Source organism: Dolichospermum compactum NIES-806 (assembly GCF_002368115.1).
GTDB classification, from domain to species: domain Bacteria; phylum Cyanobacteriota; class Cyanobacteriia; order Cyanobacteriales; family Nostocaceae; genus Dolichospermum; species Dolichospermum compactum.
Map to the genome: position 1 here is coordinate 324,469 of NZ_AP018316.1, position 24,852 is coordinate 349,320.

Sequence of the window (24,852 nt, forward strand, 5' to 3'; positions counted from 1 at the left end):
GCTAGTGTAACTTTTAATTACTCCCTGTTTTTCGCTTTCTCAAATGAACACTATACCCGAATCCATCCCCAATTGGGAAGAAGAATTGGATAATGCCATTTTTACCTTTGACGATATCCAAGCCGAACTTAACTACAAACAAGCCAAAAACGCACTCCGAAACTTAGTTAAAAATCTTGATCTTTCCCCTGTGGAAAAATCAGGGTTAGAAGCAGAAATTCATGATTTAGAAACCATGCTAGATAAACTAGAAAGCATGGTAGTCCAAATTGCTGCTTTTGGGATGGTAGGACGGGGTAAATCTTCCCTTCTCAATGCTTTAGTCGGTCAAGAAGTCTTTGTTACAGGTCCCCTACATGGTGTTACTCGTGATGCACAAACAGTAAATTGGAGTATTACTGAAGCAGCTTTAGGGACTTTAAAAGCCACATTACCCAGCAATGGTCAATCCCAAGTTGAATTAATTGATACTCCTGGATTAGATGAAGTAGACGGTGAAACTCGCGCAGCTTTAGCTGAACAAATTGCCAGGCAAGTAGATTTAATTTTATTTGTAATTTCGGGAGATATGACGAAGATTGAACAAATAGCATTATCGCAATTACGAGAAGTAGGTAAACCGATTATTTTAGTCTTTAATAAAGTTGATCAATATCCCGAAACTGACAGAATTACAATTTATGAAAAAATTCGAGATGATAGAGTGCGGGAATTACTTTCACCAGCAGAAATCGTTATGTCCGCAGCTTCACCATTAGTCAGAATTGCGGTACAAAATCCTGATGGGACTAGAGGTATAAAACTCCAAAAAGGACAATCACAAGTTGACGAATTAAAATTGAAAATATTGGAAATTCTGCACCATGAAGGTAAGGCATTAGTAGCTTTAAATACTATGCTTTATGCTGATGATGTTAATCAGCAATTGGTACAACGTAAACTAATAATTAGAGAAGAAAATGCTAATCAGTTAATTTGGAAAGCAGTCATTACTAAAGCATTAGCGATCGCACTCAATCCTGTTACAGTAGTGGATATACTCAGCGCCGTAATTATAGATATCTCCTTAATTTTAGGCTTATCCAAGCTTTACGGTATCCCCATGACCGAAACCGGTGCAGTCAAATTACTCCAAAAAATCGCCCTGAGTATGGGTGGTATCGGTGCTAGTGAACTATTAGCAAATTTGGGTTTAAGTAGTTTAAAAACCCTACTGGGTATCTCTGCAACAGCAACCGCCGGCATGACAATTGGACCCTATTTATCCATAGCTATAACCCAAGCAGGTGTAGCTGGAGTATCTTCATACAGTATCGGTCAAGTTACCAAAGCCTATTTAGCCAATGGTGCAACTTGGGGACCAGATGGACCAAAAGCAGTAGTTAGTCAAATTCTATCAACTTTAAATGAAACTTCAATTTTGAACCGAATTAAAGATGAATTGCTGATTAAAGTTAGACTCAGAAAAAAAATATGAATTCTGATCAAATTTTTAGTAGGGTGTGTTAGAGACAGCGTAAAGCACCATCTTTATTGTTTAACTATACTCAGACTTAGGGCATAAAATCTGCATTGAGAACCTCAACTAAAGAAAAAGATGGCTCTTCCGGGAATAAAGTTGCGGGAAGTTGATATTTATTTATTGTATCATTTCTAGCATCTGTATAACAACCTATAAATACATCATTTAAAATACCTTTTAAACTCGGACTATCTGCTAGAGTATAGGCTATTTGTCGTCTTTGTTCAACGACAGTATTACGCCAGCCCCTAGCATTGTAATCTTTTTCCTCTGTCAAATATTGTAGTTTTAATAACTGTTCAATTAGGACAACTAGGCGAGTTTTTAGTTCTTTCTTTTCACTCCTTCCTATACTATCAATTTCTTCAATCAAATTCCCAATATCTAATTGTTCTAATTTTCTTTCTCTCAAAAGTGTAAGTGTAGTTTGTATCCACAGATAAAAATCTTGCTCATATAATGTTTTATTAGTATCAATGGTCAGCATAACAACATCTCCTGACTCGATAGACTCCTAAGAAATTATACAACTAACTAATTCAACTTAGCAAGTAATTGACGAATTACATCTCCATCTCTAGCATCAGGAACTTTGATTAAATAAATCTGTAAGTCTTCCGCAGCTTGAGAAAACTGCCCCAATTGATAATACAGTAATCCCCGATCTCTTAATTCAAAACTTGCTTCTGGAAACAACAATAAAATCCGTTCTACAGTTCTTAAACTCCTTTCTAAATCCTGCTTTTGAAGATAAATATATTTTAAATTAGTCAACATTCGTGTTAAAAATTGCCGATTACTCACAACCGCTAAAAATTCAGGTTTGAGTGTCACTTCTTGCTGATAAATTTGTGAAAGTCTTTCTTGACAGTCTTGGGCAAACATCACCTCACCACCATTAAAAGCATCCACAAAAATCCCTATATCTTCCACGTCTGGACGAATCAAAAAATGTCCCGGCATTCCTACCCCAACCATCGGAAAATCAATCCGTTTGGCTACCTCCATATAAACCAGTGCCAAAGTAATCGGAATACCCGTTTTCCGTTCAATGACATCATTTAAAAAACTATTGCGGGGGTCATAATAATCAAGCTTATTACCATCAAAGCCCAATTCTTCGTATAAATATTGATTAATACTTTGAATAACCCGTAGAGGATAGCGAAAAGAAGGCAAACGTTCCTCTAACTCCATTGACATTGTATCAATAGCATTTAAATATTCTTCAGTATCAATCTCTGGATATTCTTCCTGGGCGATATATAAAGCTGCCCTTGCGAGATTGATATCCTCGTCAGGTTGTTGAATCTCTTGGTAAAAATACTGTCGTGCTGACGAGAAGTTCATAAGCAATCAGGATGAAGCGATTAGAGGAAAGTACAGAGTTTTTTGTGTCTCCTCCCATTTTAGATTATTCAAGAGATTTATGGAACATGGACTGGATATATCCGTTCTAGAACCTGAAAACAAGAAAAAAGAGCATCATTGTAGTATAATCAATATAGATTTATAATTGTTACCGCCTTATTAAACTTTTCAAACCAGTTCCAACATGAAACTACCTGACTTAGATCCTGAAAGTATAGATCGGATTATCGAAATGGCTTGGGAAGATCGGACACCATTTGATGTTATAGAAAAACAATTTGGACTTTTGGAAAAACAGGTAATTGCTCTGATGAGAAGGGAAATGAAATTATCTAGTTTTCAAATGTGGAGAGAAAGAGTTACCAAACGTAAAACCAAACATTTAGAAAAGAGAGAATTTATTGCCGGTAGATTTAAATCCCAAAATCAAAAAACTTAAATTGACATAAAATCTAAAATTATCTATGATTGGAATTTGGATATTAGGCGATCAACTTTCCCTACAACAATCAGCCTTAAAAAGCTGTAATCATCAAATAAATACACCTGTAATTTTCATCGAATCATTACAGCATATCCAAATCAGACCATATCATCGCCAAAAATTAGTGTTAATTTGGTCAGCAATGCGCCATTTTGCAGCAGAATTAGCACAACTGAAATATGCAGTCACATACAAAATAGCCACAGATTTTCAAACATCACTCCAAGCATGGATTCAAGTTAATCAAATTACCGAATTGCGGGTAATGACACCCAATGATAAACCATTCATCCAAATAATTCAAAATTTACAATTACCTTGTCTAATCACCTTAATTCCTAATAATCAATTTTTATGGAGTACAGAAAAATTTACTGCTTGGGCGAAAAGTCGCAAACGCCTATTAATGGAAGATTTTTATCGAGAAGGAAGACGAAGTTTTCAAATTTTAATGGAGGACAAACAACCAATTGGAGGACAGTGGAATTTAGATAAAGAAAATCGTCAACCACCTAAAGGTAAATTACATCCACCCCCAGCCCAATGGTTTACACCAGACGCAATTACTCTCGATGTTATAGACAAAGTTAACTCTCTTTCTCATTTAACTTATGGAGAAATAGAACCCTTTGATTGGGGAGTAAATCGTCAACAAGCACTTCAAGTATTAGACTGGTTTATTCAACATCGTTTATCAGATTTCGGTACTTACCAAGATGTGATGATTACCGGAGAACAGACAATGTGGCACGCATTAATTTCTCCTTATTTGAATATTGGCTTACTCCAACCATTGGAAGTAATTCAAGCCGCTGAAGCAGCATATAAACAACACCAACTACGTTTAAATAGTGTGGAAGGTTTTATTCGTCAAGTATTGGGTTGGCGAGAATATATGTATGGCATCTATCATTTTGTAGATACAGAATATGCCGAAAAGAATTGGTTTGGTCACACCCAATCATTACCCGAATTTTTCTGGACAGGTGAAACAAACATGAATTGTTTACACCAAACTATCACCCAGATCAAAAGTACAGGTTACGCTCATCATATCCAGCGGTTAATGGTATTGAGTAACTTTGCTTTAATTGCAGGAATTTCACCCCAAGCTGTAGAAAATTGGTTTCATGCAGTATTTATTGATGCTTATGATTGGGTGATGCAAACTAATGTTATTGGTATGGGTTTATTCGCAGACGGAGGAGTATTAGCATCTAAACCCTATGCTGCTTCTGCTAACTATATAAATAAGATGAGTGACTATTGTAAAAGCTGTGTTTATAATCACAAAGAACGGATAGGTGAAAATGGCTGTCCATTCAATTTTTTCTATTGGGATTTTCTGAATAGACACAGAGAAAAACTGCAAACTCAAGGACGAATGAGCTTAATTTTAAAACATCTAGATAAAATGTCTTCAGAAGAATTGCACTCTATCCATCAACAAGCTGAAAACTGGTGGAGTCTTCGTCAGAATTAATTATTTTTGTGCATACAGAGTCAGTTTCTAAGCTGGGGAACTAAAACCGGATTTTAGGGGTTTTGAAGTGGGGAGACTGACGAAAAGAATTTGACCCCTCTCCAAACCTCTCCCGGCACTATGCGTTAGCCATATCTTTCTTGACACTCTTGAAACCCTTATAATATGAGGGTTTAGCAATCCTAAACCCCTACCGGGTTATTTATATTTGTTTGATATATCTTCCTTATCAAGCCCATTGTAACAAATATAAAATCCGTTGTCAATCCCCAATACTCTCTTTTTGCGCTTTTTTGTGGAAGTAATTTATTTTGCAGTTCCAGGATTTTCACAAAATCGGGGATCTCTTCTTAATAATGAATTTAAGGCAAAGGTGGAGTCGTTAAGTGCTAACCTAAAAGATGATATCGCTTGATCTAGGGTTTTAAACGAACCCACTTGTGAAAAATAGCTTCATTCATTTAGGCGCAGCATGGTCACCACCGCAGAAAAAACAAACATTGGTTACATTACCCAAGTAATTGGTCCGGTTGTAGACGTTAAATTCCCCGGCGGTAAATTACCCCAAATCTACAACGCTTTAACCATCACAGGTACAAATGAAGCTGGACAAAACATCAGCTTGACCGTTGAAGTACAGCAATTGCTAGGCGACAACCAAGTTCGCGCAGTTGCTATGAGTACCACCGACGGTTTAGTTCGTGGTTTAGAAGTAGTTGATACTGGATCTCCTATCAGCGTCCCCGTTGGTAAAGCCACATTAGGACGGATTTTCAACGTTTTAGGCGAACCTGTAGACAACCAAGGTCCCGTAAACGCGGAAGCATCTCTACCTATTCACCGTGATGCTCCTAAATTCACAGATTTAGAAACCAAACCTTCTGTGTTTGAAACAGGGATTAAAGTTGTTGACTTGCTAACTCCCTACAAACGCGGTGGTAAAATCGGTCTGTTCGGCGGTGCTGGTGTTGGTAAAACCGTGATCATGATGGAATTGATAAACAACATTGCTACCCAACACGGTGGTGTATCTGTATTTGCGGGTGTGGGTGAACGCACACGCGAAGGAAATGACCTTTACAACGAAATGATGGAATCTGGAGTTATCAACAAAGATAACCTCAACGAATCCAAAATTGCTCTAGTTTATGGTCAAATGAACGAGCCACCCGGAGCTAGAATGCGGGTTGGTTTGTCTGGTTTGACAATGGCTGAGTATTTCCGTGATGTCAACAAGCAAGACGTATTACTATTTGTTGATAACATTTTCCGGTTTGTACAAGCTGGTTCTGAAGTGTCCGCGCTCTTGGGTCGGATGCCTTCTGCAGTAGGATATCAGCCTACTTTGGGTACTGACGTGGGTGCTTTACAAGAACGGATTACCTCCACCACCGAAGGTTCTATTACTTCTATTCAAGCTGTATATGTACCTGCCGATGACTTGACTGACCCCGCACCTGCAACCACATTTGCTCACTTAGACGGTACAACAGTATTGTCTCGTGGTTTGGCTTCTAAAGGTATCTATCCTGCGGTTGATCCTTTGGGTTCTACTTCCACCATGTTGCAACCCAACATCGTTGGTGATGAACACTACAACACTGCACGGGCTGTACAATCCACCCTGCAACGTTATAAAGAACTCCAAGACATCATCGCCATTTTAGGTTTAGATGAATTGTCTGAAGAAGATCGTTTAATTGTGGCAAGGGCGCGGAAAGTTGAACGGTTCTTGTCTCAACCTTTCTTCGTAGCTGAAGTATTTACTGGTTCTCCTGGTAAGTATGTGAAGTTGGAAGACACCATTAAAGGATTCCAACAAATTCTTTCTGGTGAGTTGGATGCTTTACCTGAGCAAGCTTTCTACTTAGTAGGCGATATCACCGAAGCTAAGGCTAAAGCTGAAAAGCTCAAGGGTTAGTCATTAGTCATTAGTCAGTGGTCAGTGGTTTTTTATGCAACTGACAACTGACAACTGACAATTGACAAAAGGCAAATGACAAAGGACAACTGACAAATGACATTAACTGTTCGTGTAATTTCCCCAGACAAAACTGTTTGGGATTCTGAAGCTGATGAAGTAATTTTACCTAGCACTACTGGTCAGTTAGGTGTTCTCAGTGGACACGCTCCCATGCTGACAGCCTTGGACATAGGTGTAATGCGTGTTCGGGCTAATAAAAGTGCTGGTTGGCAAGCGATCGCTCTTTTAGGTGGTTTTGCTGAAGTTGATCAAGATGAAGTCACAATTCTAGTCAATAGTGCTGAACGTGGCGACAAAATAAACCTTGAAGAAGCCCGCACTGCTTTTAATACAGCACAATCTGGCTTAAATCAAGTTAGCGCAGATGACCGGAAAGCACAATTCCAGGCAAATCAAGCCTTTAAACGCGCTCGCGCTCGTTTTCAAGCTGCTGGTGGTTCGGTTTAAATTGTGTAGAGTATCAAAGACTAATGAGGGTGGGCTATTTTGTCCACCCTTATTTTATCCTTCTATAATTTTTATCTCTTCTGTTGTTAGTTCGTAAAGTTGATAAACTAACTGATCTATTTCTGTTTCTAATGTGGTTGTATCTGCTTTTGGATCTAATTTTTTAGCGGTGAGAATCTGATTAACCATTTTTTCTAATAACAATTCTTCAGTTTCCGTAGTTTCTTTAATGGGTAACATTTCAATTTTATACTTTTTCCATCTATTTGTACCCATTCCTGTGGTAGTTGAAATCTGGTTAAAATACCATTCTGATAGTTTTGAATTTAAAATTGCTAACAAATATTTAAGTTTTTCACCAGTCATTAAAAATGTAGTAGCTTCAGCATAATAGCTAGAGTCATCAAAAGCAAATTTAGGTTTATCAGAAATTTCACCCCAAACAATTTTAGGTTTATTAAAATCATCTAAATAAGCACAGTTTCTTAAATTTGTCCAATCTTTACCCTGATCTTGTCTTTGTTCAATTTGAGGAAGAAAAGAAATTAAATAATTATAAATAGATGGGTAATTTTCTTTAACTTTTATTCTCTCGATGTTATTTTTTGCCACTCCATTATGTGTATTAATTAGATAAAATCCAGAAAATTCATAACTATATTTTTTTAAGTCTCTACCTCTTAAAATTGGCTGAATTATTTCAGCAGAATTAGAACTTTCAGCAATTAATTGATGTTTAGTTTCCTCATTGATAATAAAAGCTGCATTTAGTCCAGTAAGCAAACCTCTATTAATATTAATATCAAATTCTTTTAAAAGTTTAGAGGATTGCTCTATTTTTTGTTTCAAACTTACGGTTTCTTCATTACCTATAATCCATTCTGATGTATTAGGTATTGTAAATTGAAAATAGTTTTTATCAAAATACTCTTCTAATGAAGAACCAATCAGATAATTATTCGTTAAACTAGCAACATCAAAAAATTCATTAACTTTATCTTTTTTCAAGATGAAAATATTTGATTCTACAGTTGCTTCCTCAAAAATTTGCATATCTTCAATATTTAATAAAGTTTGAGGTTGGAGATTTTCAATTAAATATTTTTTCAGTAAATCACCATAAATAGTTTTTAACCAAGAATTAGAAGTAATGTAAGTTAAAAATCCTGCTTTTCTTAACAAACAACTTCCTTTTTCGTAAAACAAGCAATAAATATCTGAACCCCTTGTATAAGTTTGATAATTATTTTCAAAATAAGCAGTTTGATTTTTTTCTTTAATTTTAGATAGTGAAAAATAAGGAGGATTGCCAATTACGACATCAAAACCGATAAAATCACCTTCATCATTCAAAACTTCAGGAAATTCAAACCGCCATTCAAAAGCATTTTGATACAATTTACCACTTTTTTTATCCTCAATTTCACTATTAAGTTGATTAATTTGCTGTTCTAACTCTTCTTGCTTTTTTTGACGACTTTTTGCTTCTGCTTTACTTTCTGCAAATAATGACTTCTGATCTCGTAAATGACGAAGTTCTGCAACTTTTTGATTTCGCTTTTCTATATTCGGATCATTGCTACTAATTTCTGTACGTATTTTACTTTTAATATCATTAATTAACCTCTCTATTTCCTGTTTTTTATCCTTGTTATCAGTATTATGATAGGTTGTTATAGCATTTCTATAACTTTCAATATTCCAATTGCTTTTTTTCAAAATTGTCCGTAAATCCCAATTTAAAGGAAAACGACTGATTAAAGAATTACCAGTTTTAATATTAATATCAATATTTGGTAAAGTTTCCAATTCTCCTATATTCCCCTCTCCTGGTAGGAGAGGAGTTAGGGATGATGTCTTATAATAAGCATTCTTTAAAAGCTCAATCCATAAACGTAACCGACAAATATTAACTGAATTAGGATTTATATCTACACCAAATAAACAGTTTTCAATAATTGTCTGTTTTTCATGAAAAAGTGTTTCTTGTATGCGTCTACTTTCTGAATTTTTAGGATTATATTTGAAAAAATTACCATCGTCATCTGTAATATTTAACTCATCATTTTCAATTTTTACATCATAATCTCTTAAAGTTTTTCCTTGTCTATCAAGTAAAACCTTCAAGTCACTTTTAATAGTAATAATTTCATTTAAAGCTGAAACCAAAAAATGTCCAGAACCTACTGCTGGATCACAAATTTTTAAACTATTGATAATCTGATTAGCTTCTTTTTTATCTGTTATTTTATCATACAATTCGTCAATATTTGCACAGTTCCAACCTTTAATTTCCCTGAATTTTTGTAAAACTGCTCTGCGAATAGTTTCCCGACACATATACATAGTAATAAAGCCAGGAGTGAAGAAAGAACCATCTTGATAACCGTTAATTTTCTCAAAAATTAAACCTAAAACAGAAGCATTAATTAAAGTTTTATTTTCTTCTTGAATTTCCTCTGCACCTTCACTGCTAAAGTCGTAAGCATCAAGAAATGCAAAAATATATTCTAGTGCTTTTAATTTCCCTGTCCGTGTATTACCATTATCTTTAAGAACTGTTTTGTTAAAAATAGAAAGTTTTTCATCATTGATTAAATTACTAATAACTATGGTTTTATGTTCGATTTCTGATACTTCAAATAAAGAACTATTCAAATAAGGAATATTAGCAACAATATTTTTTATATGTTCGTCTCTTTCATCTGGTTTACGAGATAAAACACCAAAAAATAAACGGTTGAGATTACCAAAATCTTGAATCTTTGCTATATTGAGAAATCCAAGAGATTTATCACCTTGATGATAGTTAATTAATTGGGATTCTAAAAGTTTCAAAAAGAGAATGCGATTAATCCAAGTAATAGCTAATTCTAAACTAACATTAAAAAGTCTCTCTTCGGTATTTTCTCCAAATTGTTCTAAATTTTCTAATCTGTCAATTTTGCGTAATTCTTGCAAACGAGTAATAGTATTTTCAATTAATGAACCCTGTTCCCTTTCATTAATTGATTTACGCTGAATTAATTTTTTACTACCTTCTTTAATTTCCGTTAAACCAAGAATGTGTAGTAATTCACTATAAAAGTTTCTATTTAAACTATTGCTATCATTAATAGTAGGTAACTTTAATAAATGTTGTGGTGAAAACAGCTTAAATAAAGGAATCAGTTTTTGATCATTTTCAGGATTTTGATTAATTAAATACTGTTCATAATCTCTAATATCAAAATGTGTGAAAATTAGTTCATTTTGAATTTTATCTATTGCAGGTTGAGCAATTTCGTTATAAAAGAAATCCGTGCGAGAATTAGATAGACGTTTTTCTTCAAAATCAGTAAATTGCTTGACTAATTGTTTATTCTGAGCAAACAAATTGTCAAAAAGTGTTGCATCAAAAATGAACCATTCATGAATATTAGTAGCAATTAAATATTTAATTTCTGGATTTTTATTTGTAATCCGTTCTCGTAAAAAGTATAAAACTAATTGTTGTAATGCTTTAGTATTTAAATTATTAACCTTGAGCATTTCATTGTTATTTACCTTTTTAGCCTCTAAAATCACACCAACATTGCTTTTAGTATCTTTTCCATTATAAATTACTAAGTCATTACTGGCTTTAATATTTATTAAGTAATCAGCACCATAATAGGTATTTTTCAAAAAATCAGTAAGAATATTTTTATGAAATTCCTCTCTTTCGTTTTCATCAATTTGATTAAGTAGTGTAATCAGATTCCTTTTAAATATCTCAAACTCATTTCTAATTGGTTTAATTCTCAGAAATGTTTTGCTTAATGCTTGTCTAGGTTTAATTTTATTGTCAATCATATTGAATTACCAAAAATTATAATTTTATTTCACGCAGAGACGCTCCAGGCGCAGAGAGTAAGAGTTTGAGAGATGGAATTTTCGACTTTCATACCCCAATTCACCAACCCCTTAATATTCAGCCTCACATTGTAGCATCAAATTAAAATCAAGAAATATATTGTAATATTTTCTAACAAAACTTAAGCCATAAAATATCTAACTTCTTAAAGAAATCGGGGATATGACTCTTACAATGTATACCTACGGCACGCTACGCTATCACGCATCGAACAGGAAAACCAGAAAGAAGATATGCAGACAGCATACGGAGAAGCTCAGTTTAATCTTTATCAACAATACCTTGTCCATTTTTTGTAGGTCGGGTTAAGCGACAGCGCAACCCGACGCATTTTTTGGGTTATGGCTATCGCCACACTATGGCTAACGCCACGCTCCGCGAAGGTGAACGTGCCTCAACCCAACCTACAAATCAAGACTTTTTTCAATTTGGACAAGGTGATGAAGAAGAGTTGATCATCCCAGTGTTGGGTGGAAATGAACTGCAAGATATTCTTTTAGGTGTACGTTGGCTACAAAGTAAGCGACTAGTAGCAGATTTTACCGCTGGGGTGCTAACATTGGGTTAAAAAATTACATTAAGTTTAAGAAAAATCATTCCCTCCTGATGAAGTGATACCTTAGATGATTAGTTGCCCAAAGAGGCACATATATGAAAAGCTTTCCGTTTTCTCTTGGTAAAAGTAAGCAAAATAAGTTTGTCAGCGTGGCTACATCTGCAATTGCAGCCTTAGCTTTAGCAGGTGGTGTTAATGCTGCTAATGCCACTCCCATAAAAACACTGACAGCAAAAGAATTTACTTCTGTTTCTATTCCCTCTACCCAAACTCAACCCGTAGTTACTCAATCAGTAACTCGTCCAATCCCCTATCAATCAATGGGAATTGAGCCTTTAATCATTATTCCTGCCATTATTATTGGTGGTTGTTTCTTATTTGGGGGACTGGTAGTTATCGGTGAACGGGAAGTGGGAATTGTGGTGAAAAAATTCACCCTTTCCGGTAAAGGATTACCTCCTGGTAGATTAATAGCCCTCAATGGTGAAGCGGGTTTACAAGCCGATACCCTCGCCCCTGGTTGGCACTGGGGTTATTGGCCTTGGCAATATGCAGTGAAAAAAGAGTCGGTAATTGTTGTCCCCCAAGGTCAAATCGCTCTGATTGTCGCCGCTGATGGGGCTTCTAACCCTCCAGAACGGATTTTGGGCAAAATTGTCGAATGTGATAATTTTCAAGATGCTCGGAAATTCTTAACCAAAGGTGGGGAGAAAGGACGGCAAATTGCTTTTATCACCGCAGGTACTTACCGCATCAATACAGCGCTGTTTAAAGTGATTACAGCAGCAAATGCCAGTAAAGAGGGTATGCGTCCAGAACAGTTACAAATCTATGAAATAGCAGCGGAAAAAGTTGGTATTGTGACTACTTTGGATGGTTCACCAATTGCCGCAGGTGAAATTGCTGGGCGTGCTATTACCGGACATAATAATTTTCAGAATGGTCAAAAATTTATTGACGCTGGAGGACAACGGGGTTTACAAGAACAGGTGTTATTATCGGGTTCGTGGAATCTCAATCCTTGGTTGGTAAGTATTGAACAAGTACCGATGACTCAAATCCCTATCGGCTATGTGGGTGTGGTGATTTCTTTTGTTGGTGAAGAACAGGAAGATGTGAGCGGGGCATCTTTCACTCACGGAAATTTGGTTAATCAAGGACATAAGGGTGTTTGGGTTGAGCCTTTATATCCTGGGAAGCACCCGCTCAATACTAAAGTGATGAAAGTTGAGCTAGTGCCGACAACAAACATTGTCTTAAACTTTACTGATAGAATTAGCGGTCAGCATGGGTATGATACGAATTTAACGGCGCTGAAACTTCTGTCATTTGATGGTTTTAGCTTTGATTTGGAGATATTCCAAATTATTCACATTGGTGCGTCAGATGCTCCGAAAGTGATTTCCCGCTTGGGTTCGATGCAAAATGTCATTGATCAGGTTTTGCGTCCCATTGTGGGGAATTATTTCCGCAACTCGGCTCAAGAATATACTATCCTGGATTTCTTGATTGCCAGAAGTGAGCGTCAAGTTGAAGCCTCTGAATACGTTAAATCTGCCTTACGTGCTTATGATGTGCAAGCAGTGGATTCGTTGATTGGTTTGATTACGCCACCGAATGAATTAATGCACACGCTGACAGACCGGAAAATTGCTGAGGAACAACGCAAAACTTACGAAGTTCAGCAAATGGCAGAAACCCAACGACAAATGTTAGTCCGGGAAACAGCGATCGCAGATATTCAGCAAGAGTTGGTAAAATCGGAACAAGGTGTCACAATTGCCGAGTTGCAAGCTAACGCACAAATTCAGCAAGCAACAGGTGAAGCTGAAGCCACTAAACTTAAAGCCATAGCTGAAGCTGAAGGTATCCGGGCGACAGGTAACGCTAAGGCGGAAACCTACCGGACAGGTGTACAAGCTTTAGGTCTGCAAGGTTACACAGCAATGCAGTTAATGCAAATTGTGGGCGATCGCAATGTCCGCATTATTCCTGATATCATTGTTGGTGGTAATAATGGTAGTAATAATGGTTTAGCAGATGGTTTGTTATCTATGATTCTTTTGAATCAAACTAATAGCAAAACCCATCTAGAATCGAAAATCCCTACACCTCCACCGCTTTCTAATTCTGTAGTTCCTAAAGCTGAATCTACTAATCATAATAGTTAGGCGAATAGAATTTGCGGCTACACAAACAAAGTCCGCGCAAGCGGACTAAATAAGTTTTTGATCAAACCAATACCTTGTCCATTTTTTGTAGGTCGGGTTAAGCGACAGCGCAACCCGACGCATTTTTTGGGTTATGGCTATCGCCACACTATGGCTAACGCCACGCTCCGCGAACGTGAACGTGCCTCAACCCAACCTACAAATCAAGACTTTTTTCAATTTGGACAAGGTATTGTCAAACGTAATCAATTTTTCTTGTAGAATCAGAACAGGGACGCAAACGAGTGATATTGAGTCCGGGATAACTATCCAGAGTGAGTTCTAAACCATTAGTTACACCTTGTATCTGAAGTTGCTCTTCTAAATAAAGCAAAATTACTTTAGTTCCTTGTCTTAAAATCTCAGATGGCATTAAACTCAGACTATTACCTTTTAAGTAAAGATTTTTAAGTTTTTTCAATCTGCCGATTTCAGGTGGCAGTGACTCTAAGTAATTATTGCTAAGGTCTAAGGTCTCTAAATTAGTAAGTTCTCCAATTTCACTAGGTAAATATCTAAGTTGATTGTTGCTAACAGCTAATATTTTTAAGCTAACCAACTGCCCAATTTCAGTAGGTAATATTTTTAGTCTATTTTCCCCAATATCTAGTTTTTTTAGAGGATGTTCTAAAATCTTATGAATATTTTTTTGAAGATTTGGACTAGTTAGCTGTAAATCTCCAAGGTCTAATTCAGTTCCTTTATTTTTTACAATTCTGCCAAAAAAATTATTGTTGATCATAAATTTATTTCTCTATTTTAATACCTTCGCCAATTTACGAGGGTAAGTTTATAAAGCCTTCACTAATAACTCGCTGTTCTCTAAAGCAAAACAATAAGTCCTAAAAATTCCCTGAAGGTTTCTCACAAGGTATTTTTTAGCATATTGCTTGCTGTATAGAGGCTTTAAGAGTCTACTATCTTGTAAAGTAACACTGATTTATGAGTTGTTTTGGACAAATTGACAAAATTTTTGTCGGCTCTCAATTTAGCAAAGGTATTGTTAAATACAGGACTTCTCGCTGCTATAAGGTGCAACAACAGCAATTAGTAAACCAGTTTTTAAATGTTGAGGATTGATTAAGTCAAGAGCAAATGGAGATGATTGTATCAACTATTTTGGTTGGAGTTGGAGAAAAAGTACGTAAAAAAAAATTTGAGTTTTGACCACCATAACTGTTTCTTCTAACCATAAACTTTCTGGTTGTCTTCAAGTCATGTCCTTACCAAATTATTCTAAGATAATTAGCGCGGTATCTCCACAAAATTGAGGAAAATCAGATGAGTTCATTAAAAGATCAGGTTGCAATTGTCACAGGTGCATCACGGGGAATTGGCAGAGCGATCGCTATTCAACTAGCATCCCAAGGTGCAAAAGTAGTAGTTAACTACGCTAGTTCCAGCACAGCAGCAGATCAAGTAGTCGCAGAAATTACAGCAGCAGGAGGAGAAGCGATCGCTCTCCAAGCAGATGTTTCTCAAGAAAATCAAGTAGATACACTCATTAAAACCACCTTAGAGAAATTCCAGCGCGTGGATATCTTAGTCAACAATGCAGGAATTACCCGTGACACCCTCCTATTAAGAATGAAATTAGAAGAATGGCAAGCAGTCATAGACCTTAACTTGACTGGTGTATTTCTATGTACAAAAGCCGTCAGTAAAATTATGCTCAAACAACGTTCTGGGCGGATTATTAACATTGCTTCCGTCGCGGGACAAATGGGCAACCCAGGACAAGCCAACTACAGTGCCGCCAAAGCCGGAGTAATTGGCTTTACCAAAACGGTAGCTAAAGAACTCTCTTCTCGTGGGATTACTGTAAATGCGGTTGCCCCTGGGTTTATTACCACTGACATGACTAGCGATATCAAAGCTGATGGTATCCTGCAATATATCCCCCTGGGGCGGTTTGGTAAACCAGAAGAAATTGCCGGCATGGTGCGCTTTTTAGCATCAGATCCCGCCGCAGCGTACATCACAGGACAAGTATTTAACGTTGATGGTGGTATGGTGATGTAATTGGTGATTGGTGATTGGGAAGAAAAAGACAAACATTGTCCCCTGCTCCCCTGCTCCCCTGCCCCCTATTCCCTGTTCCCTGTTCCCTGTTCACGGATTATTCTTTGCCAAACGGTAAAGCCTAACAGCAAAATAATACCGGCAGCAGTAGCCAGCATTACTGGTAAACTCATACCCTGAACTTTCATCGCCAGCAAATTACAACCTAAAGTAATTGACCAGAGGATAAAAGCTGCATTGCGTTGGGATAGTCCCCAAGCCAACAAACGATGATGGATGTGGTCTTTACCTGGTGTACTCAGAGGGTTTTTTCCTGCCATGAGCCGGCGCACAAATACTTGAGTAGTGTCAATAACTGGCAAGAGCAGAAATAAAACTGTCGGTATCAGGGCATAGATTGTATTTAGTTGGAGTTTACCTAAAATGCTGGTTGCTGCTAACACATAGCCAAAAAAGTATGCTCCAGCATCACCCATAATGATGTGTGAGGGGTGAAAATTATGGCGTAAAAAGCCCAGTGCTGCCCCTCCCAAAGCTGCTAAAACTAGAGTAGCAGCTGCGCGATTATCAAACTGGGCAGAAACTCCTAACAAACTGATAGCAGTGATAAAGCTAATCCCACCAGCCAAACCATCCATCCCATCCATGAGGTTAACAGCATTAGTAATCCCCACCACCCACAGCACTGTTAAGGCCATAGACAAGAGGGAATCAATGGGTGTACCAAAGGCAACTTGGATGCTAATTCCGTTACCAACCAACAAAAGTGCTGTTGTTACCTGCGCCCATAACCGCACGGACGGGGGTAAGCCAAATTGGTCATCAATAAAGCCGACGAGAACTAAAATTGAACCACCGAGGAGAATCGTTAAAACCTGAGCTAAAACGCCTTGCAGTTCAATCGGCCGCAAGAGACTAGCTAAGACCAAAGCCGCAATTACCCCCGCGTAGATTGCCAAACCTCCCGCATTAGGTAAAGGTTCTTGATTCAGTCGTCGAGCGTTGGGTTGATCTGCCCAACCTACCTCTAAGGCAAATTTCCGAATTGTGGGAATTAAACGCCAGGTAACAATTAAAGCTAATAGAAACGTAAATAATACAGCTAACCAGCCGGAGCCGCTAGGGTCAGCAATGCCAAGGGATTTAAGGGAGTTGGCTAAGTTCATTTGCTCCCAATATAATCATTAGTTTTATGGTCAAACATAAGTATCAATTGTTAATATTAACCAATTTTGGGATTTTGATTGTTAATCTAAATTGGGAAAAGGGATTAGCACTCTTGGTCAGTGAGTGCTAAATTGTCTAATGGAAGCAATAGAAAAATAAAACATGACTAAGATTATTGCATTTAAGGAAGAATCACGACGTGCATTAGAGAGGGGTATTAACGCTCTGGCAGATGCAGTGAAAATCACTTTAGGACCAAGAGGTCGTAACGTCCTATTAGAGAAAAAATTTGGTATTCCCCAAATTGTTAACGATGGTATCACTGTTGCTAAAGAAATTGAATTAGAAGATCCTCTAGAAAATACTGGTGCTAGACTAATTCAGGAAGTAGCATCAAAAACTAAGGATATAGCTGGCGATGGGACTACCACTGCCACAGTTCTAGCACAAGCCTTGATTAATGAAGGTTTGAAGAATGTAGCTGCGGGGACAAATCCTATTAGTTTAAAACGGGGTATTGATAAAACCGTTGAGGCGCTGGTAAAAGAAATTGCCAATATCGCTAAACCCGTAGAAGGAAGTGCCATTTCCCAAGTTGCCACAGTTTCCGCTGGTAATGATGGGGAAGTTGGACAAATGATCGCGCTGGCGATGGAGAAAGTGACCAAAGACGGTGTGATTACCGTTGAAGAATCTAAATCCTTCACCACTGAACTAGAAGTAGTAGAAGGAATGCAGGTTGATAGAGGTTATATTTCTCCCTACTTCATCACCAACAACGAACGGATGACAGTGGAGTTTGAAAATGCTCGCATCCTGATTACCGATAAAAAAATCAGCAGCATTCAAGATTTAGTCCCCATTTTGGAAAAAGTTGCCCGTTCCGGTCAACCTTTATTGATTATTGCCGAAGATGTAGACGGTGATGCTTTAGCAACCTTGGTTGTGAATAAAGCGCGTGGTGTATTAGCGATCGCCGCAATTAAAGCTCCTGGTTTTGGCGAACGTCGCAAAGCTATGTTAGAAGACATTGCCATTCTCACCGATGGACAAATGATTTCTGAAGACATTGGCTTAAGCTTAGATACCGCCACTTTGGAAATGTTGGGAACAGCGGAAAAAATCAACATTGACAAGGAAAATACCACCATTGTCGCTGGTAATGCTGCTAAACCAGAAATCCAAATTCGGATTGAGCAAATTCGCAAACAATTAGCTGCAACTGATTCCGACTATGATACCGAAAAACTGCAAGAACGCATTGCTAAGTTAGCCGGTGGGATTGCCGTGATTAAAGTCGGTGCAGCCACAGAAACCGAACTCAAGGACAGAACCTTGCGGATTGAAGACGCACTCAACGCTACTAAAGCCGCAGTAGAAGAAGGTATTGTTCCCGGTGGTGGTGCAACCCTAATTTATTTATCTACCAAGATAGAAGCAATTAAAAATAGCCTCACCCCCGAAGAAAGAATTGGCGCTGATATTCTTAAAAAAGCTTTAGAAGCTCCCTTGCGGCAAATCGCAGAGAACGCTGGGGCAGAAGGTTCTGTGATTGTTGCCAGAGTGCGGGAAACTGATTTGAATATCGGTTATAACGCAGCTACAGGGGTATTTGAAGACTTAATTGCTGCTGGTATTATTGATCCCGCAAAAGTGGTTCGTTCCGCCTTACAAAACGCCTCTTCTATTGCCGGTATGGTTCTAACCACCGAAGCCATTATTGCCGAAAAACCTGAAAAACAATCCGCTGGGGCCCCTGATGGTGGTATGGGCGGTATGGGTGGCATGGGCGGTATGGGTGGTATGGGTGGTATGGGCGGTATGGGTGGCATGGGTGGCATGGGTGGCATGGGTATGTTCTAATTTGCCACTTTCCCAAATCCATAATTTATAAATTACCCACCCCTCAACTTAGTAAGGGTGGGTTTTTTTAACCGTTATTAAGTACCACGACAGAATTAATTACATATTGGTTATTTACCAATTCTTTGCCAGTTAAGGATTTCAGCCCAGATTTTTGTGTAATTAATTTTGTCCAATTACTTATAGCGGTATGCACTCTTGGTGAGATTCAGTAGGGGTTTCCCCGCCCTTGATTGTATTGCATCAAGCGCGATAACTGTTATTACAGCAAATTGTCATCAAACCCGGAACAAGAACCCCACCCCCAACCCCCTCCCCGCAAGCGATGAGGGGGCTAAGATGTACCTTATATGATTGGAAATCGCTGTAAGTACCTGAACAAAATTAATTGCACATTTTTTTAATAAACAGAAATCTCTGTATTCCTTTTGCCTGAACATATTATTTAATCAAAATTTACTGATGATTATTAAATCCGCAGAATTACAAATTACCACATTACTAAAATATGAGAAATGCAAATCCTGAAACGCAATATTGAGTTAAAAGTTGATGATAGTTTAATGCGGGTTTATGTGGCATCTCCCAAACCAGCAGGTAAATATCCAGGAATTGTTTTTTACAGTGATATTTATCAATTAGGTGATGCCATAATTCGGTTAATTAATTATTTGGCTGGATTTGGTTATGTTGTCGCAGCGCCGGAAATTTTTCACCGCATTGAACCGATAGGTTCTGTTATTGAACCTAATGATCTTGGCAGAATGCGCGGTAATGATGATGCCCGACGGACATTAATTTCTGAATATGATGCTGATACTCGTGCGGTAATTGATTTTCTCAAACATGAAAGTTCAGTTATTGCTGATCAAATCGGAACATTGGGTTTTTGTATTGGTGGACATTTAGCTATGCGTGCTGCTTTTGAAAGTGAAATTGAAGCTTGTGTTGCTTGTTATCCTACAGGTATTCCTATTGGTAAATTAGGTAAAGGTGTGGCAGATACTATTCACAGATTTGAGGAAATTAAAACAGAAATATTGTTAATATTTGGAACTGAAGATCCACATATTTCTGAACATGATCGGCATACTATAATCAATGCTTTGGAAAACGCCAAAATCCATCATCAATTTTTCGCTTATGAAGCCGAACATACTTTTATGAGAGATGACGGTTATCGTTATGATCCTGTTGCTGCTACTTCCGCATGGTCACAAATTATTGCTTTTTTAGAACGGAAATTTAGAAGATAATTATCAACATACATAAATCCCCCATTTCTCAAAGAAGTCGGGGATTTTGTCGTTGCTAGACCATAATATTTGTTAAACTAAGATTGAGAAAAGCAAAATTTATTTTATTTATTTATGACTTTCTCCCCTCCGTTGATTTCTCAATCAGATCCTCCCCTTCCCCCTTGGGAAAATCTGCCGACAATGTATGATTTACCTAATGAAAACCCAGAGGAAAAAGGTTTGCCAGACGAATTTCATTTTTTACAACCTTTACTTTTATATCTGACCTTTCAACCTCTAAATTGGGGTTAAGGTGGTTTACTCTCGCAGGAGAATTAATTCCTGAACCAACAGAAAAAGTTGTTGCTGCGACAGAAAGGGCTATTCTTGCTGAGAAGAATGCTAAAGAAGCTCAACAAGAAGCAACTGAAGCTAAAAGAAAAGCCGAAAAACTAGCAGAAAGGTTACGTCAGTTAGGTATTAATCCTGATGAATCTGATGATAATTCATAGTTAATATCCAAATCCCCAAATTCTTGAAGAAATTGGGGATATCAATTTTCAATTTTACCTCAACCTACTTTTCCTGTGTTTTTTGAAAGTAGATAAATTTCTAATCATTAACTGACAATAAACCGGGGGGAGGAGTAATTTCAACTCGACGGGTTGCTAAATCAACAACAGGAACAATTTCCATGACAAAAGGAATTAAAACTGTTTTTTGTTTTTTATCAGTTTTAAATTCTTCATGGTTAGTGACAAAATCAGGATCAAATTTAACTTCTAATAAATCATGACCTGAAGGCAATATATCCACCACCGTTCCCACAAATTCCCCAGATGATTGCATAAAGACTTGCAACCCTAGCAAATCTAACACATGAAATTCACCTGCTGCCAATTCTGGGCGATCGCTCACCGGCACAAAAAACCGACAATCACGCATATTTTCAGCTTGATGGCGATCGCTCACTCCCTTTAATTTAATCACATAGAGATTCTTCCCATCAAGATACCGTCCATGTAACAACTCCACAGATTCAAGTTCCGTTTCCCCAGGACGCAACAACCAGCGTTTTCCTGGTTTCTCAAAGCGTTCAGGAAAATCAGTATTAGGATAAACTCGCAACTCCCCAGTTAAACCTTGAGGAGAGACAATTTTGCCAATTTCCAACCAATCATCAAGATTAGGGCTTGGTGATTGGTGATTGGTGATTGGTGATTGGGGACTAGGAACAGGTGACTTTTTGACCTTTCCCTCTGCACCCTGCCCCCTGCCCCCTTGCTTCTTTTTCCCGTCTTCGTGGTTCATTTCTCTTACACACTTACAGCCGCAACTTGATAAACCTGTTCAGCAACTTTCGCTAAACGCTGCATACCGACAGTAATTTCCTCATCACTACCAGTCAAACTAATTCGCAGACATTGGTGTTTGTGTTCCCAATCCTCCTTTAAACCGGGAAAGAAACTACTACCAGGAACAACAATCACACCCACCTTCTTTAATTCCTGGTAAAATTCCCAATCAGTCATGGGTAGATCTTGCAACCACAACCATCCAAAAATAGCTCCTTCACCGCGATGTAAGAACCAAGGTATACTTTTCGGAATAGCCGCTTCCAATGTACTTTCTAAAACATCAAACTTTTGTTGATAGAAAGGACGAATCACATTTTCCGCAATATGGGCTAATATCCCTGATTCTATCGCGCGGGCGGCGATCGCTTGACCATATCGAGAAGAATGAATCCCCACATTGGTTTGGAAACATTCCAAAACTTGAATTAGGTTTTCATCCCCAATAGCCACCCCAATCCGTTCCCCAGGCAAACCTGCTTTTGATAAACTCATACAGTGGAGAATATTTTCCCCAAATACCGGAGTCATTTCTGTAAAGTTCAACGCTGGGAAAGGAGGTGCATAAGCAGAATCAATCAGCACAGGCACATTATAAGGTGCAGCTAAAGCGGTAATCTTATTCACCTCATCATTAGTTAAAACATTACCCGTCGGATTACAAGGACGGGAAAAAATCACACAACCAGTATTTTCTGTAATTGAAAGTTGGTTAAAATCAGGGCGATATTTAAATCTGTGTGCGGCTGTATCAATATCTAGAGTAGGCTTATAAGCAACTAAAGCCTCTGGAAACAAACAAACTCCACCATAACCAGTATAATCTGGACTTAACGGCAGGACAATTTCTTTCAAACCGCCATTACCAGTATAGCCACCAAAAGCGTTAGCGGCATAAAAATAGATAGTTTGACTACCCGCAGTAATTAAAATGTTCCGCTCAGTTAAACTTAACCCATAACGCTGGTTAAAGTCCTTGACAATTGCCTCAATTAATGGTGAATAACCTTGACTTGAACCATAACGACAAACAACTTCACCATATTCAGAACTAGCTAATAAATCTGCCGTACAATCCCGCCATAACTTTTCTACCTCTGGTAAAATCAACGGATTGCCAGCGCTCAAATTATATAATTCCTGTCCCTTACTAGCTCTGAGGGTTTCGTTAATATCTTTCATAATCGCTCTTACGCCAGTTAAGTTAGACATCTGAGCGCCAATTTTCGTAAGGGCAGGTTTTATCATGTTTGTTATAGACTTACTTAATCGTCAAAGTGGATAGATGATTGGGTGGTTGCAGCTAAGACAAAATTTATTATAGTTGCCAAAACAGCGAATACCTTTAACCAATCTAAACTAATGAATGCGATTTTAACAAAATCTGATAGTTAATAAAGCCCCACTGGTGAAGGTGGGGGATTTCTTATGTGATAGGTATTAATGTACTATAAATAAAATCACTTGACAAGCAAATATTGGGCGTTGCTGATTAAGGGTATGAATTTTAGTCTCACGCAAAGGCGAGGCAGCGCGGTCTTGGGGGTTTCCCCCATGAGCGACTGCCGTAGCAAAGACGCACTGAGGTTTGAGTTTTAAAGATTCAATTTGGGAATTTCATACCTCAATTCAGCAACGCCGAAAAAACATTTCGTGAGGTGGGTGAAAAAATGAATTTTTTGGTGCTTGAGTTTAATGGTGAAGGGAATCACGTCCATGCACTGATTGAATATCCTGCTAAATTATCCGTTTCTCAAATAGTAAATGCCCTAAAAGGCGTATCCAGCCGCAGATATGGACAAGCCGGATATAAAACTTTGCTTCTTTGCGCCTTTGCGCGAAATAAAATTCATCATTCTCCTAACTTTTCAAACAACTTCGCTAACATCACATTAGAAAATATAAAACCATCGGGATCGCTAAAACGCAACCTATCCCCAACAATCTTTACCCAACCGTGAACAAAGTATGGTTGCAAAGAGCTTTGAATTTTCTCTACTTGATGATTGCCAAAGTTTGCGGCTAGGGAATTTAAACTGATTCCTTCGGCTAACCGTAACCCTAACATGAGAGTTTCCAATAAAACATCTGCCTGTGGGGTGACTTCACAATCAATCACAGCACCGTTTTTTAACCATTGGTAATATTCCTGGGTTTTGCGGGGACGGGTGAAGCGTTTACCATGAATATAGCTGGCTGCACCCATACCAAAACCATAATAAGGGCGATTTTGCCAATAAACTCGATTATGCTGGCATTGGTGTCCTGGTTGGGCATAGTTGGAAATTTCGTAATGTTCGTACCCAGCATCTGTTAAGGTTTTTTGCCCCATTTGATACATTTTGACTGTGGTTTCATCTGTGGGTAAAGGATGATCTCCCGGTTTGTAATAACGATTGAAGGCTGTTCCCGGTTCAATGGTCAGGTCATAGATGGAAATGTGAGTTGGTGTGGCTGCTACAGCTTGGGTTAAGGAATCTTGCCATTGTTCTAAAGATTGATGCGGTAAGCCAGAAATTAAGTCTAAGCTAAATTCGGGAATCTCGACCTTGTGAATTAACTCTATAGCTGTAAATATATCTACAAGGGAATGCGATCGCCCAGCAGTTTTTAACAATTCTTCTTGAAAGGCTTGAACACCTAAACTGACCCGATTTACTCCTGAGTTACGATAACCGGCGATATGTGCGAAATCAAAAGTCCCTGGGTCAATTTCCATAGAAGTTTCTACCTTAGAGGCAATGCCAAATCGCTGTTCTAAGGTTGTCAATATAGATTGCAACTGTGCTGTTGATAATAACGAAGGAGTCCCACCACCAAAAAAAATTGTTTCTAAAGGTTGACCATAAGTTGGTGCAATCCTGATTTCTTGACATAAAACTTCAACATATTCGCCAATTGTCCCAGAATTTTCTCCCCGTGAGCGATCGCCCACCACAAATACCGGAAAATCGCAATAAAAACACCGTCGCCGACAAAAGGGAATATGCACATAAGCAGAACGGGGAATCCCCCAACCAACATCTTTTTGACTCATTCTGAAAAATAGTGAAGTTAATTTAATCTGACTGTTAAAAATAATGAAAATGAGGAGTTAGTTTACAACTTTTTATCCTTTTTCCCTAAAAATAAAAATAATATGCAGTAAAAACCCTTTAGTTATAATGTTGGCATATTCTGTCTGCCTGAACAGCTAAAATGATTCCATCACTAAAAAGGACTCAAGCAAGCATACTTTACTTTATCGAATAAATA

The 24,852-nt window shown here is 37.9% G+C and carries 20 protein-coding genes and 1 pseudogene; 13 read left to right on the forward strand and 8 right to left on the reverse strand.

Annotated elements, in window-relative coordinates; translation table 11 throughout:
- The first annotated feature begins 43 nt into the window (after positions 1-43).
- On the forward strand, positions 44-1,477 hold the full coding sequence (locus CA730_RS01430) for a GTP-binding protein (protein ID WP_096663047.1): 1,434 nt from the start codon (positions 44-46) through the stop codon (positions 1,475-1,477).
- Between the two features lie 76 nt (positions 1,478-1,553).
- On the opposite strand, the gene CA730_RS01435 is transcribed toward CA730_RS01430, so the two are convergent.
- Both CA730_RS01435 and CA730_RS01440 read right to left on the reverse strand, forming a co-directional pair.
- Entirely contained in the window at positions 1,554-2,009 is a 456-nt protein-coding gene (locus CA730_RS01435) for a DUF29 domain-containing protein (RefSeq protein ID WP_096663049.1), read from the reverse strand.
- A gap of 47 nt (positions 2,010-2,056) precedes the next feature.
- Positions 2,057-2,872: a SirB1 family protein gene (locus tag CA730_RS01440; RefSeq protein WP_096663052.1), complete on the reverse strand. Its 816-nt coding sequence runs from the start codon at positions 2,870-2,872 to the stop codon at positions 2,057-2,059.
- Positions 2,873-3,077: 205 nt separating this feature from the next.
- Between CA730_RS01440 and CA730_RS01445 the strand changes: the two genes are divergently transcribed.
- The 4 genes from CA730_RS01445 to atpC all read left to right on the forward strand — a co-directional run bounded on the left by CA730_RS01445 (position 3,078) and on the right by atpC (position 7,291).
- Positions 3,078-3,332, forward strand: a complete 255-nt coding sequence (locus tag CA730_RS01445) for a TIGR03643 family protein (protein ID WP_096663055.1) — start codon at positions 3,078-3,080, stop codon at positions 3,330-3,332.
- A 25-nt stretch (positions 3,333-3,357) separates the two neighbouring features.
- Positions 3,358-4,860, forward strand: a complete 1,503-nt coding sequence (locus CA730_RS01450; protein WP_096663058.1) for a cryptochrome/photolyase family protein — start codon at positions 3,358-3,360, stop codon at positions 4,858-4,860.
- Between the two features lie 472 nt (positions 4,861-5,332).
- Complete coding sequence (atpD, locus tag CA730_RS01455; protein WP_096663061.1) at positions 5,333-6,781, forward strand: F0F1 ATP synthase subunit beta; 1,449 nt, start codon at positions 5,333-5,335, stop codon at positions 6,779-6,781.
- A gap of 96 nt (positions 6,782-6,877) precedes the next feature.
- A complete protein-coding gene (gene atpC, locus CA730_RS01460; RefSeq protein ID WP_096663064.1) occupies positions 6,878-7,291 on the forward strand; it encodes an ATP synthase F1 subunit epsilon in 414 nt (137 codons plus the stop codon).
- A 54-nt stretch (positions 7,292-7,345) separates the two neighbouring features.
- Here atpC and CA730_RS01465 read toward each other — a convergent pair whose 3' ends face one another.
- Entirely contained in the window at positions 7,346-11,125 is a 3,780-nt protein-coding gene (locus CA730_RS01465; protein WP_096663067.1) for a DUF7149 domain-containing protein, read from the reverse strand.
- A gap of 419 nt (positions 11,126-11,544) precedes the next feature.
- On the opposite strand from CA730_RS01465, the gene CA730_RS25060 reads away from it, so the two are divergent.
- Positions 11,545-11,754, forward strand: a complete 210-nt coding sequence (locus CA730_RS25060; protein WP_197705485.1) for a hypothetical protein — start codon at positions 11,545-11,547, stop codon at positions 11,752-11,754.
- 83 nt (positions 11,755-11,837) lie between these two features.
- A complete protein-coding gene (locus CA730_RS01475) occupies positions 11,838-13,913 on the forward strand; it encodes an SPFH domain-containing protein (protein ID WP_096663070.1) in 2,076 nt (691 codons plus the stop codon).
- 235 nt (positions 13,914-14,148) lie between these two features.
- Here the strand turns inward: CA730_RS01475 and CA730_RS01480 are convergent, their stop codons facing one another.
- Complete coding sequence (locus CA730_RS01480; RefSeq protein WP_096663073.1) at positions 14,149-14,694, reverse strand: leucine-rich repeat domain-containing protein; 546 nt, start codon at positions 14,692-14,694, stop codon at positions 14,149-14,151.
- A gap of 539 nt (positions 14,695-15,233) precedes the next feature.
- Between CA730_RS01480 and fabG the strand changes: the two genes are divergently transcribed.
- Positions 15,234-15,974 carry a 3-oxoacyl-[acyl-carrier-protein] reductase gene (fabG, locus tag CA730_RS01485; RefSeq protein WP_096663076.1) on the forward strand — a complete coding sequence of 247 codons (741 nt, stop codon included), beginning with the start codon at positions 15,234-15,236 and terminating at the stop codon, positions 15,972-15,974.
- Between the two features lie 65 nt (positions 15,975-16,039).
- On the opposite strand, the gene CA730_RS01490 is transcribed toward fabG, so the two are convergent.
- On the reverse strand, positions 16,040-17,140 hold the full coding sequence (locus CA730_RS01490) for an MraY family glycosyltransferase (RefSeq protein WP_096663079.1): 1,101 nt from the start codon (positions 17,138-17,140) through the stop codon (positions 16,040-16,042).
- A 163-nt stretch (positions 17,141-17,303) separates the two neighbouring features.
- Between CA730_RS01490 and groL the strand changes: the two genes are divergently transcribed.
- From groL to CA730_RS26555, 4 genes are all read left to right on the forward strand, one after another.
- On the forward strand, positions 17,304-19,004 hold the full coding sequence (groL, locus tag CA730_RS01495; protein WP_096663082.1) for a chaperonin GroEL: 1,701 nt from the start codon (positions 17,304-17,306) through the stop codon (positions 19,002-19,004).
- Positions 19,005-19,519: 515 nt separating this feature from the next.
- The gene (locus tag CA730_RS01500; RefSeq protein ID WP_096663085.1) at positions 19,520-20,260 is read left to right on the forward strand and encodes a dienelactone hydrolase family protein; all 741 of its coding nucleotides are present in this window, start codon (positions 19,520-19,522) and stop codon (positions 20,258-20,260) included.
- A gap of 114 nt (positions 20,261-20,374) precedes the next feature.
- Entirely contained in the window at positions 20,375-20,554 is a 180-nt protein-coding gene (locus CA730_RS26550) for a hypothetical protein (protein WP_353123246.1), read from the forward strand.
- Positions 20,545-20,754: a hypothetical protein gene (locus CA730_RS26555; protein ID WP_353123244.1), complete on the forward strand. Its 210-nt coding sequence runs from the start codon at positions 20,545-20,547 to the stop codon at positions 20,752-20,754. Before CA730_RS26550 ends, CA730_RS26555 begins: the two co-directional genes overlap by 10 nt.
- Positions 20,755-20,854: 100 nt before the next feature.
- On the opposite strand, the gene rimM is transcribed toward CA730_RS26555, so the two are convergent.
- Together rimM and CA730_RS01515 are read right to left on the reverse strand one after the other, a co-directional pair.
- Positions 20,855-21,553, reverse strand: a complete 699-nt coding sequence (gene rimM, locus CA730_RS01510) for a ribosome maturation factor RimM (RefSeq protein WP_096663088.1) — start codon at positions 21,551-21,553, stop codon at positions 20,855-20,857.
- Between the two features lie 5 nt (positions 21,554-21,558).
- Positions 21,559-22,842 carry a valine--pyruvate transaminase gene (locus tag CA730_RS01515; protein ID WP_096671199.1) on the reverse strand — a complete coding sequence of 428 codons (1,284 nt, stop codon included), beginning with the start codon at positions 22,840-22,842 and terminating at the stop codon, positions 21,559-21,561.
- Between the two features lie 395 nt (positions 22,843-23,237).
- Between CA730_RS01515 and CA730_RS01520 the strand changes: the two are divergent.
- Positions 23,238-23,402 (forward strand): annotated as a pseudogene (locus CA730_RS01520) (IS200/IS605 family transposase); the annotation flags it as partial.
- Positions 23,403-23,449: 47 nt separating this feature from the next.
- Here the strand turns inward: CA730_RS01520 and hemW are convergent.
- Positions 23,450-24,634, reverse strand: a complete 1,185-nt coding sequence (gene hemW, locus CA730_RS01525; RefSeq protein WP_096663091.1) for a radical SAM family heme chaperone HemW — start codon at positions 24,632-24,634, stop codon at positions 23,450-23,452.
- Positions 24,635-24,852: the final 218 nt, after the last annotated feature.

What these genes read in the sequence shown, in the direction of transcription:
- CA730_RS01430 (WP_096663047.1), top strand. Translation starts at nt 44, where the DNA reads ATGAACACTATACCCGAATCCATCCCCAATTGGGAAGAAGAATTGGAT.
- CA730_RS01435 (WP_096663049.1), bottom strand. Translation starts at nt 2,009, where the DNA reads ATGCTGACCATTGATACTAATAAAACATTATATGAGCAAGATTTTTAT.
- CA730_RS01440 (WP_096663052.1), bottom strand. Translation starts at nt 2,872, where the DNA reads ATGAACTTCTCGTCAGCACGACAGTATTTTTACCAAGAGATTCAACAA.
- CA730_RS01445 (WP_096663055.1), top strand. Translation starts at nt 3,078, where the DNA reads ATGAAACTACCTGACTTAGATCCTGAAAGTATAGATCGGATTATCGAA.
- CA730_RS01450 (WP_096663058.1), top strand. Translation starts at nt 3,358, where the DNA reads ATGATTGGAATTTGGATATTAGGCGATCAACTTTCCCTACAACAATCA.
- atpD (WP_096663061.1), top strand. Translation starts at nt 5,333, where the DNA reads ATGGTCACCACCGCAGAAAAAACAAACATTGGTTACATTACCCAAGTA.
- atpC (WP_096663064.1), top strand. Translation starts at nt 6,878, where the DNA reads ATGACATTAACTGTTCGTGTAATTTCCCCAGACAAAACTGTTTGGGAT.
- CA730_RS01465 (WP_096663067.1), bottom strand. Translation starts at nt 11,125, where the DNA reads ATGATTGACAATAAAATTAAACCTAGACAAGCATTAAGCAAAACATTT.
- CA730_RS25060 (WP_197705485.1), top strand. Translation starts at nt 11,545, where the DNA reads ATGGCTAACGCCACGCTCCGCGAAGGTGAACGTGCCTCAACCCAACCT.
- CA730_RS01475 (WP_096663070.1), top strand. Translation starts at nt 11,838, where the DNA reads ATGAAAAGCTTTCCGTTTTCTCTTGGTAAAAGTAAGCAAAATAAGTTT.
- CA730_RS01480 (WP_096663073.1), bottom strand. Translation starts at nt 14,694, where the DNA reads ATGATCAACAATAATTTTTTTGGCAGAATTGTAAAAAATAAAGGAACT.
- fabG (WP_096663076.1), top strand. Translation starts at nt 15,234, where the DNA reads ATGAGTTCATTAAAAGATCAGGTTGCAATTGTCACAGGTGCATCACGG.
- CA730_RS01490 (WP_096663079.1), bottom strand. Translation starts at nt 17,140, where the DNA reads ATGAACTTAGCCAACTCCCTTAAATCCCTTGGCATTGCTGACCCTAGC.
- groL (WP_096663082.1), top strand. Translation starts at nt 17,304, where the DNA reads ATGACTAAGATTATTGCATTTAAGGAAGAATCACGACGTGCATTAGAG.
- CA730_RS01500 (WP_096663085.1), top strand. Translation starts at nt 19,520, where the DNA reads ATGCAAATCCTGAAACGCAATATTGAGTTAAAAGTTGATGATAGTTTA.
- CA730_RS26550 (WP_353123246.1), top strand. Translation starts at nt 20,375, where the DNA reads ATGACTTTCTCCCCTCCGTTGATTTCTCAATCAGATCCTCCCCTTCCC.
- rimM (WP_096663088.1), bottom strand. Translation starts at nt 21,553, where the DNA reads ATGAACCACGAAGACGGGAAAAAGAAGCAAGGGGGCAGGGGGCAGGGT.
- hemW (WP_096663091.1), bottom strand. Translation starts at nt 24,634, where the DNA reads ATGAGTCAAAAAGATGTTGGTTGGGGGATTCCCCGTTCTGCTTATGTG.